Raw genomic sequence first — 11,861 nt, 5'->3', positions numbered from 1 at the left:
CGGTTTTCAGTTGTTTCCCTTGACGACGAAGGTGGCGTCGGCCGCGCGGCCCAATTCTCCAAGTTCGAAGTGCCTCTTGATCTCGGTCGCCCATATCTGGGCAATGACCTTGTAGACCTCTTCGGTGGGATGGGCTTCGTCGCTCGTTGTCGTGCAGAACGCAGCGCGCTGGTTCTTAGGCGGTGCGCCATAACGCACTTCGATGCCTTTCGGCTGCGCTTCCTTGATGAAACCGTAGGCGTCGAGGTTCCTGCAGACGTGGTACATCGGCGTGTAGATGTCGACGATGCCGGACGGATTGTTCTTCGGGAAATCCTCGTTGATGTGCTTCGCGAGTTCATGCCCGAAGTTCAGCGAGCCGGTGGAGAAGTCGATGACCTTCTGGGTCGCCTCTTTCCCGTAGTAGCGGACCGCATCTTGCGGGTCGGGCAGGTTGCCGAACAGGAAGGCCGCGTTCGGATCGAGCTTGACGATGTCTTCGCAGATGCGTGCCATCTCCTGGCCGACCTTGGCCATGTCTGACTTGTCGCGTTCGTTCGTCACCAGATCGTTCAAGCCGAACCAGATGAGGTACAACCCTGCTCCATGCTCCGGCTTCAAGGGATACGCCTTCAGGTCCTGCGTGTACTTAGCCACCTGCTCCCTGAAATACCCGAGTCCGGTGCTGCTGCGGTCGGAACCGCCCATGGCGCCGCCTTCGGCGTAATTCGCGTAGTAGACGGGATCCCTCGCCGGCGAGCCATTCCTGCTATTGGCGCTCCAGCGCAAATGCGGCGCCGCGGCGGCGATCGACGTGGCCTGGTCCACCGTGATCAATGGGCTGCCGCCCGCCCACTCCCAGATGAAATCAGTCCAGTTCCTGTTGTCGCTGAAGCGCTTGACCTGATTGGTACGCATCAAGCCGAACAGCGAGGCGAACATGCCGGTAGGACTATCGCGCTTGACGCCGATATCCGAGAGGCTGTCACCGAAGATGATGAGTCGTTTAACCTTGACGGTCATGGAAGGGATCCTTTCGATGGGGTGGATCAGTTAGTGCGATGAGGCGATCGATGCCGGCCGGTGCCTGGCAACGTCTTCCCCACCGGATTGCCGGACCGGCATACCGTGCCCGGGCAAGCACTATCGCGACAGCCTGATCCCGCTCACATCGGCAAATTCCCGATTTGCGCGATTCATTTCCCCAAGCGTGCGTTCGAAGGTTACGAGCGGTCTTCGAGACCGTCGCGAACAGGCTCGCGCCCGTCGCGCCGTCTCGCGGCTTCGATGGCGCGTTCCCGCCATTGCATCAACGGCGTCACGCTGATGCCGTGGATGACGATGCTCATCGCCACCACGGTGAGTACGACGCTCTCGAAGGCGGGCACGGAGACACCCACCAGCCCGTGCACCACGGCAAAGGCCATGTAGTTCAGGCTGCCGAGCCCGCGGATGCCGAACCAGCCGATCAGCAGCCTGCGCTGCCAGGGTAGCCGGCATCCTGCGGTGGCGATCCACGTCGACAAGGGCCGGACCACGAGCAACAACGCCCCTGCGACGATCACGCCGTCCCAGTTCACCGCCGGCAGCACCGCGACACCAACGGCGAGCACGAGAGCCACGGCGATGAGCCGTTCGATGGTCTCGCCGAAGGACAAGGCGTCCGAAACGACCCATCCCACCGACTCGGCGGGATGATCCACACTGGCCTGCGCCCGCTCGTTGGGATTGATCCGCATCTCCGCCGGCGTGTCGGATGCCGCCGGTTCCTTCGGCTTCTCGCGATCGGTGCGCTCACTCACGCGCAGTTCCACCCGCCGCAGACCCACGCCGGCGGCGAACGCCGCAAGGAAGCCCGAGACATCGAGCATGCGGCTCACCGCGTACACCACCACCATGATGCCGAGCGCGAGAAAGTCGCTTGGTGCCACATCGCGCGCGGTAAAGCGAAGATGCGTGCCCACGTAACCGAGCCCCCATCCTCCGAGCAGGCCGATCGCCAGGCCGCCCGCCAGGGACCAGAGCACGTCGACCGTGAACCAGTGCATGACCACGCCGGTCACGTCCGCCCCTGGCTCCATCAGCGCGAAGGCGAGGAAGAGCAAGGGAAGCGCGGTACCGTCGTTGAGACCCGCCTCGCCGGAAAGTGCCACGCGGAGGGGATCGTCGTCACGCGCGTCGTCCACCGAGACCAGCGATGCGAGGACGGGATCGGTGGGACTCACGACCGCGGCCAACGCCAGCGCGGCCGCGAACGGCCAGCCGAAACCGAAATGCACAACGGCGGTCACTCCCGCCGCCGTCAGCACCATCGCCGGCAAGGCGAGCCGAATGGCCATGACCCAACCCCGGTCCCGGAACGGCAGGCGCAGCTTCAGGCCGGTGACGAAGAGCGACGCCACCAGCGCCGCCTCGGTCGCCAGGTGCAACCAATGGATGTGCTCGCGCGACAGCGGCAGTTTCGTCAGGCCCAGCACGTCAGGCCCAATGAGGATACCCACGACGAGATAGATCGCGAACGTGGTGACCGGCCCGCGGCTAATCCATCCCGACAGGAATGAAGTCGCCAGCAGGAGAGCGCCAGTCAGGGCGAGCCACCAGAGAGCAGTCATGCCCCGATAGTTGCCCGCGTCGGGTCAAGGTCGCGCGAAGCGGGACAGCACCCTGGCCCGCTCAGGCGGCGGCGTCTTCGGGCCAGGCGACAGTGGGTACCGCTTCGAACGCCGGCCTGGCGAAGAGGAACCCTTGCTGGAGCCCGATACCCATATCCCGAAGCGCCCGGTACTCCTCCATGGTTTCCACGCCCTCCGCAAGCAGCCTGACACTCAGCTGCGCACAGAGGTCGACGAGATGACGGACGATGACCTGTCGCGGCCGGTTCGCACCGATGCCCCGCACGAGCCCGATGTCGAGCTTCACGAGGTCGGGCTGGAAGTCGGCCAGCAGGTTCATTCCGGCGAACCCAGCGCCGAAGTCGTCGATGGCGGTAAGGAAGCCGTGCGCCTTGTACGTGGTGAGGATGTCGACCAGATGGTCGTGGTCGATGACCTCCTCGTGTTCCGTAACCTCGAAAATCACGCGGCTCAGCGGCCAGTTGGCTTCCCGTGCAGCCGCGAAGGTGGCCTGGAGACAATGCTCCGGGACGTACACGGCATTGGGCAGGAAATTGATCGACAGCAGGCCGGGTGGGTTGACCGCGGCGGCCGTGCGGATGGCGACGATGCGACAGGCCTGGTCGAAGGCGTAGCGGTTCTCGTGCGCCACGGACGCCAGCACGTCGCCGGCCGATTCGCCGTTCGTTCCCCGCACCAGAGCTTCGTGGGCGAAGACGGTTGCGGTGTCCACATCCACGATCGGCTGGAACGCCATCGTGATGCGGCGGGCGACCTCAGCGGCATCCCCGCAACCCTTGCAGAGCGTAGTTGTCATGGCCGGCTTCCCCCTTTGTCGAATGTACTACCGCCGGGACGATGCCCCATCGTCGCAACTTCAGCCCTGACGTGCCACTACTCCACGCGGTACTGAATCGGCTTGAAACGGAAGTTGTTGGACTGGCCCGCCGAGCATGCCGTAAGAGCCACCACCAGATCCATTTCCGCCCGGAACACCGTACTGTCGCCAGCCTTGCTGAGCGGTGGTTCCACCGACAGCCTGCCGCTCGCGCCGTCCACCTGCACGTTCATGAAGACATTGAAAGCCGTCGGTATGCGGTCCGGCCCGATACCGAAAGGTTCGAGGGCGGCAGCGAGGTTGCCGAAGCAGCCGCGATGGGGCTCGGTGTGCCCGTACAACTTCGCGAACATTTCCTTCGAGCAAGGAGCGAGCAGGAAGTCGTGCCGCCCCACGTCGTCCCGCTCGATCGTCAGCATCGGCGAACTCCGGTTGGAGTAAAGGATGTCGCCGGTGGAGAGCAGGAACTTGCTCGCGTAGTCGAGCGTTCGTCCGCTCGACAGCCACTCGTCGGTGTCCATGGCGTTGAAGGCGATGAGGTCACTGACCTGCTGTCCTTCGGGATCGATGACCGTAAGGCGCTGTCCCGCCCGAAGCGTGAACGCCGTGCCGCTCTGCGGGGGAATGGTCGCGGTGGTCATGCTGCCTTGTCCTTGCGTGCGTTGCCGGCGTGGAAGGGGCAATGCCATTCGCCCTGGATATGCCTGCCGCTGTACTGCCGCGCCTCGGAAATGGACCCGTGCACGGCGAGCATGGGGTTGGCCGAACCGTTCAAGGCAATGTCCCGTTCGACGATGGCGGTCTTCAGGCGAGCATAGCGTTCCTCGCGGCGCAGGAATTCGAACTGCTCGTGCAGGTTGAACACCAGCGCGGGGTGCGCAAGGCGGCGGGCTCGGCGGGATGCACCCGGATGCAGGCCCACTACATAGAACGCCTTTCCACCCACGCTCATGCTGAAAGCCGGGTCTTCCGGATCGGTGCTCACCGAAGGATCCCAGGGATGATGCCGTGCATCCGCCTCGTGGATGCCCTGGAGCCGGGCGAACAGCAGCCGCTCGAAAAGCTGCTCGGACATCGTCGTCGAGTCCGAGAAATGCACCACCAGGCTGGCGAAGACATGCTCGGGCTTCTCCCGGTTCGCAAAGTCCGCGATGCCTGCCGCGAGCTTCGCATCGTCGGCCGGACACCCCATGGCGCCGGCGAACAGGTGCGTCACATGGCCCCGCTGCTGCGCCGTCTGTCCCGCGAAACAGGGGAACGAGGGACTGGACAAGTGTTCGTCGAACTCACGCAGGGCTTTATGTCGTTCATCGCTGTTCATGTCGATCTCCTTTGCAGGAGACGGTGACGCTATGTGTGTGAACTGCCCTGGCAGGCAAGTTGAAGGCCGTATTGACCTCCATAAACCTTCAGTCAGAAAAGGTTAGATCGAAGCTTGGATACAGCCACGAGAATCAGGCACCTTCTCGCTGCAGTCACGCTACCTACACCGGCGATCAAGGCCCCTTCGACGCGATCGCCTCGGCACGCCGGCCGGCGAGCCGCCGCCACCCTTCCGCCAGCGTCGACAGGCCAGCCAGTACCGTGAGCGCTTCCGCATCGTGGCGCTCGACGTAGAGCGCGTGCCACACCCGCTCGACGGTCCACTCCGGCGTCGTACGGTCGATGCGCTCCAGCACATCGCCGGGCGACACGTCGCCCTCCTCGAGAACACGGTAATACCAACCCGAGCGGCCGGACGTCTGCACACGCGACGCCATGTCCTCGACATCGAAGCGGGCGTTGAGCTTCCAGCATGGCTGGCGTCCCTGGCTTACCTGGAGCGTTGCCGAGCCAAGGCGAAACACGTCGCCGACGGCTACGTCCCGTTCCGTCAGCCCTTGGGTCGACAGGTTCTCCCCGAACGCGCCGGGCCGCTCGAGAACCGGGACCGGACCGATCTCGCGACGCCATCCTTCGTAGTGGTCGAACGGGTAATGGTGGATGGCCTTCTCAAGGCCGCCATGGTTCTTCAGGTCGGCCTGGTGGTCGATGTCGAACCCGGTACGCGTCGCCCGGACGGGACGCTCCGTGGGCACCTTGTGGATGGCGCTCGGCTTTCCGGAATCGCCCAGCAGGGCTACGGCGCCGACGAGTACGTTGCCAATGGGGAATGACGGATTCATCGGACGATTATCCCGCCAAAAGGGCGCGTCATGGGAATGTGCGAATGGCGCCGCCGGACCCTCGCTTTTCCCAGGCGCAAGCCCTACTGTCCGTGTCACAACGGGGAATGCTCAGGGGAAACGATGAAGAAGTGGATGCTCGCGGCCGGTCTGGCCGCGGCGATGGTGGCGCCCTTGTGCGCCGTGGCCGCGGAAACGCCCGCGGCCTGCAAACCGGGCCAGAAAATCGCCGAGGAAGGGTTCGTTCGCATCGGAGGTATCGACCAGTGGGTGGTTATCCATGGACAGGACTGCAGCAATCCCGTCGTACTGATCGTGCATGGCGGTCCGGGCAACCCGTCCACGCCGTTCGCCGAGAACCTGTACGGAGCCTGGGAGAAGGACTTCACGCTGGTTCAGTGGGACCAGCGCGGCGCCGGCAAGACGTTTGAACGCAATCCTGATACTGCGAATACACCGCTCACGATGGCCCGCATGGCCGACGATGGAGTGGAAGTGGCGAGCTACGCCACCCACCGCCTCGGCAAGCGGCAGGTCATCCTCGTGGGTGGCTCGTGGGGCTCCGCGTTGGCGGTGAACATGCTCAAGCGCAAGCCAGCGTTGTTCGCCGCCTATGAAGGCACCTCGCAGATGGTCGCTTACCGCGACAACCAGACGGCCACCTACGGGCGCATCCTCGAACTGACCCGCGCCGCGGGCGACAAGGACGCCATCGCTTCGCTCGAGACCCTCGGCCCGCCGCCCTGGGAAAATCCCCGCGCCTTCGGCATCGTGCGACGCATCCTCCGCCGCTATGAAGCGAAGACCACCCTACCGGCGCCGGATGCCTGGTGGCAGTTCCCCGCGCAATACACCACCGACGCCTATAAGGCGGCGTATACCGATGGCGAGGACTACTCGTATGTGCAGCTCGTCGGCATGAAGGGCGACGGCCTCCTGTCCAAAGTGGACCTGCCCGCACTGGGCACCAGCTTTCCCATGCCGATCTTCATCATTCAAGGCAAGGAAGACCTGCTCACGATGCCGTCGGTAACCAAGGGCTACTACGACCGGATCAAGGCGCCCGCCAAGGAATACATCCTGCTGGACAAGGTAGGGCACGATCCGAATCCGCCGATGGTGGACGCGCAGCTTCGAGTATTGAAGACTAAGATCCTGCCGCTGGTTCGGTCGTAAGCAGCGTCGGTACGCAGGAGGGCACGGGACGAGTGGCCAAACCGCTGCTTCACATCGCTGGATACTTTGCGCTTGTCGCCCTCATGGCGTTCGGCGGGACGTTCATCGCCGCGCTTGTCGTGCCGGCGAGGCTGGGGCCGTCCGTCGCCTGGTTCGTGAAGTGCCTGCTCGTGATGTGTCTGGTGGTGGCGGTCACCTGGATGTACCTCCGGCGAGCCGGATTCGGGTGGGCGCGCTACGGCGTTAGGTGGGGCTCGTGGCACTTCGGCCTTGGTGGCCTGGCCGCCGGTCTCGCACTTGCCGCGGCCTGGTCGCTGCCGGTATTCCTCGTCGTGCCCTTCCATTGGACCGTCAACGACGGCTTCGCCTGGACGGCGTTCGTCTTCGGCACCCTGGCCAGCGTGGGCATGGGTATCGCCGAGGAGGTGGGGTATCGCACGTACGGCATGGACCGCCTGCGCGGCCGTTACGGTCCGGTGACGGCACTGCTCGTACCCACCGTCATTTTCGTCGGGGTGCACGTCGCCGGTGGCGTGCCCTGGCTGGCCGGCCTGCTCGTCGTCGGATCGTCGAGCGTGATGTACGGCTGCCTCATGCTGGCCACACGTAGCCTGCCGTTCGTCGCCGCCTTTCACATCGCGAACAACCTGGGTCAGGACGCGTGGTTGCGTACGAGCGCGGGATCGCTATGGAAACCCGTGTTCCAGGCCGATGCCTCGACTGCATCACAGCCCACGATATGGGCGGGCATGATGCTGCTGAATCTTCTGGTGGCCGCCGCTGCATGGGTGGCTTGGCGGCGCTCGGAGCGCGCGTAGCCGCGAAGCGCAGCTACGTCATCGCTGCCCATCGCGGCAGTACTTGATGGGAAGCGATCGACCGGGCTGGTTTGCCCGGTCGACCTTCCGCGTCACTGGCTGATGCGGTACATCACCGTGGCATGCGGTTCCAGCGTGGTCTTGATCGAACCATCGCCCTTCGCATCGGTGTGTGCCCACAGGTCGCGCATGGTGTAGCTGCCGCCGGCTTTCAGGCCGATCTCGGTAGCGGCCACGGTCACGGCTTTCGCCTTGTCGCCTTCGTTGAAGACCGCCACGGCGCGACCGCCGTCCTTGAGCGGCTTCACGATGACATGGATGCCGTCGGCATCGCGCACCTGCTTGCCCTGCACGCCCAGCGGATCCTGGTCGATGGCGATCACGTCCTTGTTCAGCAGGATCTTCAGCGCCTCGGGCTTGATCGTGCGCAGGTCGGTGCCAATGAGCAACGGCGCCGCCATGATCGACCACAGGCTGAAGTGGCTGCGGTACTCCACGTCCGTCATGCCGCCGTTACCGACCTCCAGCATGTCCGGATCGTTCCAGTGGCCCAGGCGGGCGTACTGGTCGAGGACCACGTTCTCCTTGAAGATCTTCAGCATCGAGGCGTAGTTGTCGCTGATGTCGCCGGTGGTACGCCACGAGCCGGCGTCTACCGGCGGCTTGCCCGCCCAGAGCCAGGGCTTGTTCTCGCCCCATTCGCACATGCTGAAGAAGATCTGCCGGCCGCTGTTGCGCAGCGCTTCGGCCATGGCGGTGTAGCGCTTGCGCGCGTCCACCTTCTGGTTGTTGCAGTTGTCGTACTTGAGGTAATCCACGTGCCAGGACGCGAAGGTCTTCGCATCTTCCTTCTCGTGGCCGAGGCCGCCGGGGAAACCGCGGTTCTCCTGCAACGGCTCACACGTGGATGTGCCCGCGCTGGAGTACAGGCCGAACTTCAGGCCCTTCTCGTGGATATAGTCGGCCAGCGCGGCGATGCCGCTCGGGAATCGCTTCGGGTTCGGCTGGAGACGGCCGTCCTTGTCACGCTGCCAGTTCGCCCAGCAGTCGTCGATGTTCACGTACTGGTAACCGGCATCGCGCAGCCCCAGGCTGATGAACTTGTCGGCAATGCCGCGGATCATCGCTTCGTCGAACTCCGCGCGGCAGTGCGTGGAGTTCCAGTTGTTGAAACCCATCTGCGGCAGGGCCGACGAGGTTTCGTCCGCCTGCGCCGGCGTGGCGAGGATACCCGCCACGGCCATGACGCCACACAGCGCCGCGCCGCGCAGCACGCTTGCCAGGGTATCGCTCATCGTTCGACCTCGCATCGCCGCCCCCATCAGAACGTCCCCCGCAAGCCGACGGTGTACACCGTGCCGTCCGCTTCGGCGTAGAGGAAGCGGTTGCGGTACACGGAGTAGTCGTACAGGTGCTCGTGGGTCAGGTTGGTACCGGACACGAAGATCGACAGGTGCTTGTCCACCGCGTAGCTCGCGCTAAGGTCCACCTGGCCGTAGTCGCTGCGCGTGGCCGGCGTGGCACCCGCACCGTACGAAAGGCTTTCCAGGTACTTGCCGCGCCAGTTGTACGCCACGCGCACCTGCACCGGGCCCTTCTCGTAATAGACGCTGGCGTTGGCCGAATCGCCGATGCCCGGCACGGCGAACTTGCCCGACGCCGCAATGAGACCCGGGCTCAGGTTCGTGCTGCTCTTGACTCGTGTGTAGTTCAACGCCACGCCCAGGCCGTCGAACGGATCCGGCAGCAGGTTCTTGAACTGGTAGTTCACCGTGGCTTCCGCGCCGTAGATGTTCGACGAGTTCAGGTTGATCGGCTGGGTGAGCGACCAGATGAACGGCTGCCCGGTGTTGTCGTTGGTGAGGAACGGCACCGGGGTGCTCACCAAGGTACTGAAGTTGCTCACCTTCTTGTAGAACCCTTCCAACGCGACATAGCTGGCGTCGTCGATGTACCACTCCAGGCCCATGTCGTAATTGCGCGAGCTGTACGGCTGAAGCTGCGGATTGCCCCGGGATATGGTGAGCGAATTCGGGCGGGTGCCGAAACTCGTGTTGTAGTACAGGTTGCTGAGCGCCGGGGGCGTCAGCGTCTTGGACCACGAGAACCGGTAGACCAGGTTGTCCAGCAGGTTCCACTTGAAGTTCAGCGACGGCAGCCACTTGTGGTAACCGCCATCGGCGGACTGCGGCTCCAGCGGGCCATAGGTGACCTGGCCATTGCTCGTGTCGTTCGGGTCGATGCGGTACGCGATCGGCGGCTGGTTGACTGCCGTGGACGTCGAGGCCACATGCAGGTACCTCGCACCCACGTCGAGGGCCCAGGGCATGTCCCACATCGTGCCTTCGAATACGGCTTTCGCGAAGGCGGACTTTTCCTTCTCCGATACATTGTTGTAGCTACCCGGGTTGGGTATCGCGTCAAAGGTACCCCCGTTGGCCGCGAGGCCTGCGAGGAGCGCGTCACGCTTCTCGGGCGTCAGCTGGTTGTATGCCGCGGGCGACGCCAGCCAGCTCAGGTACGCGCGCGGATCGTACTGAATAAATTCCGACGGCTGGCCCGGCGACGAGACGCCGTGGATCTTCGGCGGCGCCTTGTAGATGTACGCGCCGATGGCGTCCGCCGGCACATCGACCGAGTAACCGCAGTAGGCATTGCAGAGGATGCTGTTCGGCGTGCCCCAGCTGACCGACTTCACCCACTCCTTCGTGTACTGCACACCGGCCACCAACCGCGAGAGCACGCCGTCATTGAAGGCCTTGTCCAGCTTGATCTGGTAGTTGTCGATCTTGTTGGTCACGTCGTTGCCGGAACCGGCATTGCAACAGTGCGCCTTGAGCAGACTGGTGTCGGTGGGCGAGAGGATATTCGAATAACTCGGCGGCTGGCTGTCGCCACCGTTGGTCCATGTGGGATTGGTACCGAAGTTCTTCGCACCCACCACCAGGAAGTAGCCGTTCGGGCTTTCCTTGTTCCAGGCCTTGGAACTGGACACGTCAAGGCTCAGCTTGGTGGACTCGTCGATGTCGAAGCCGAGGTTCAAGCCGTTCTGGTAGCTCTTCTCGTAGCTGGGCGTATACGACGTCACATAGTCGTTCGCCATGACGTTCGGACCCGAACCATTGCGTACGAAATTGAGCACCGTGCCGTTCGGGTCGGTCGTCAGCGACTGGATGTCGCCGGTGTTGCCGTATTCGCCGAAATAGTGGATGAACGGGTCGACCTTGTAGCTCGAATACAACGTGTCGAACTGCACCGTCAGGCGGTCGATCGGCTTCCAGTCGATGGCGCCGCTGACGCCCTTGCGGACACGCGTCTCGTCCAGCACGTTGCTCGCCAGGGTTTCCGGCACCGCGACGTTCGTGTAATTCGGATTGCTGAGGTTGGAAAGCTGCGAGATGTTCTGGTCGTCGTACCACGAGTTGGCCTGGGTATTGAGCTGGGTGTCCTTGCGCTTGTAATACCAGGCCGAACCCATGAAACCGAACGTGTGGTCGGAGTTCGTCCAGCCGAACAGGCCCGAGGCCTTGGGCGTGGTCTTGCCTTTCCAGTCGCCGGTGAGGTTGCTGTTGACGCCCGCGGCGCTCCACGCCCCGTGGTAGCCGCTGAAGTCCAGCGGCCGCGCCGTCTGGATGTCCACCACGCCGCCGATGTCGACTTCGGTAATGTCGGCCGACGAGGTTTTGTTGACCTGGGCGACGCTGATGATTTCCGACGGAAGCACGTCGAAGTTGAAGGCACGGGAACCGGAGGCGGTGGCCATCGGTCGTCCGTTGATGGTGACGGCCACGAATTCGGGACCGAAGCCGCGCACGGCGATCTGGCTGGATTCGCCGCCACTGCGGTTCACCGACACGCCCGGCACGCGCTGGAGCGCGTCGGCCACGTTGGGATCGGGGAACTTGCCTGTTTCTTCCGCCGAGATCGAATCGACGACGTTAACGGAGTCCTGCTTGATGGCCTGTGCGCGCTGAAGCGCCGCCAGCTGGCCGGTGACCGCCACCGCGCCCAGTTCGGTTACCTTCTTGTCTTCGCCCTCGGCGGTACCCGGTTTGGCGGGCTTGGCCGCCTTCGCCGGCGGCGGGGTAGATTGTGTTCCCGCCGGAGACGCATCCGGCGCTGTCTGCGCGAGGCCCGGTGCCCCGTAACCCACCATCCACGCGACACCCATTGCCACAACCAGTTTCGTCAGCTGCACGGCTACCCTCCCCGACTTTATGGAAAACCCCAGTGAGCACACACGGATTGCCGCACGAAACTCACCGGTGCCGAT

General features: G+C 63.9%; 10 protein-coding genes. 2 read left to right on the top strand and 8 right to left on the bottom strand.

The genetic code is table 11. From position 1 onward, the window contains the following. Positions 1–6: 6 nt before the first annotated feature. The 6 genes from ACPYOD_RS02040 to ACPYOD_RS02015 all read right to left on the bottom strand — a co-directional run bounded on the left by ACPYOD_RS02040 (position 7) and on the right by ACPYOD_RS02015 (position 5,594). Complete coding sequence (locus tag ACPYOD_RS02040) at positions 7–1,002, bottom strand: SGNH/GDSL hydrolase family protein (RefSeq protein ID WP_481300058.1); 996 nt, start codon at positions 1,000–1,002, stop codon at positions 7–9. Positions 1,003–1,202: 200 nt separating this feature from the next. Next, positions 1,203–2,591 (bottom strand): cation:proton antiporter, encoded by a 1,389-nt coding sequence (locus ACPYOD_RS02035; protein WP_481300057.1) that lies wholly within the window; start codon positions 2,589–2,591, stop codon positions 1,203–1,205. A gap of 61 nt (positions 2,592–2,652) precedes the next feature. After that, entirely contained in the window at positions 2,653–3,408 is a 756-nt protein-coding gene (locus tag ACPYOD_RS02030) for an EAL domain-containing protein (protein ID WP_481300056.1), read from the bottom strand. Positions 3,409–3,485: 77 nt separating this feature from the next. Continuing rightward, positions 3,486–4,070: a DUF1989 domain-containing protein gene (locus tag ACPYOD_RS02025; protein ID WP_481300055.1), complete on the bottom strand. Its 585-nt coding sequence runs from the start codon at positions 4,068–4,070 to the stop codon at positions 3,486–3,488. Further along, positions 4,067–4,750 carry a guanitoxin biosynthesis heme-dependent pre-guanitoxin N-hydroxylase GntA gene (gntA, locus tag ACPYOD_RS02020; protein ID WP_481300054.1) on the bottom strand — a complete coding sequence of 228 codons (684 nt, stop codon included), beginning with the start codon at positions 4,748–4,750 and terminating at the stop codon, positions 4,067–4,069. Before gntA ends, ACPYOD_RS02025 begins: the two co-directional genes overlap by 4 nt. Positions 4,751–4,925: 175 nt before the next feature. Beyond that, a complete protein-coding gene (locus tag ACPYOD_RS02015) occupies positions 4,926–5,594 on the bottom strand; it encodes an MOSC domain-containing protein (RefSeq protein ID WP_481300053.1) in 669 nt (222 codons plus the stop codon). A 123-nt stretch (positions 5,595–5,717) separates the two neighbouring features. Here ACPYOD_RS02015 and ACPYOD_RS02010 point away from each other — a divergent pair, with 123 nt between their 5' ends. Further along, entirely contained in the window at positions 5,718–6,770 is a 1,053-nt protein-coding gene (locus ACPYOD_RS02010) for an alpha/beta hydrolase (protein WP_481300052.1), read from the top strand. A gap of 32 nt (positions 6,771–6,802) precedes the next feature. Next, on the top strand, positions 6,803–7,588 hold the full coding sequence (locus ACPYOD_RS02005; protein WP_481300051.1) for a CPBP family intramembrane glutamic endopeptidase: 786 nt from the start codon (positions 6,803–6,805) through the stop codon (positions 7,586–7,588). Positions 7,589–7,680: 92 nt separating this feature from the next. Here the strand turns inward: ACPYOD_RS02005 and ACPYOD_RS02000 are convergent, their stop codons facing one another. Together ACPYOD_RS02000 and ACPYOD_RS01995 are read right to left on the bottom strand one after the other, a co-directional pair. Beyond that, positions 7,681–8,883 (bottom strand): glycoside hydrolase family 27 protein, encoded by a 1,203-nt coding sequence (locus tag ACPYOD_RS02000; RefSeq protein WP_481300050.1) that lies wholly within the window; start codon positions 8,881–8,883, stop codon positions 7,681–7,683. A gap of 26 nt (positions 8,884–8,909) precedes the next feature. Beyond that, positions 8,910–11,786: a TonB-dependent receptor gene (locus ACPYOD_RS01995; RefSeq protein ID WP_481300049.1), complete on the bottom strand. Its 2,877-nt coding sequence runs from the start codon at positions 11,784–11,786 to the stop codon at positions 8,910–8,912. Between the last annotated feature and the right edge of the window lie 75 nt (positions 11,787–11,861).

It is taken from the genome of Luteibacter sp. HAY1-4A, from assembly GCF_056755355.1.
The sequence above is the reverse complement of the archived record's forward strand: the minus strand, read 5'-3'. Positions and strand labels throughout refer to the sequence as shown.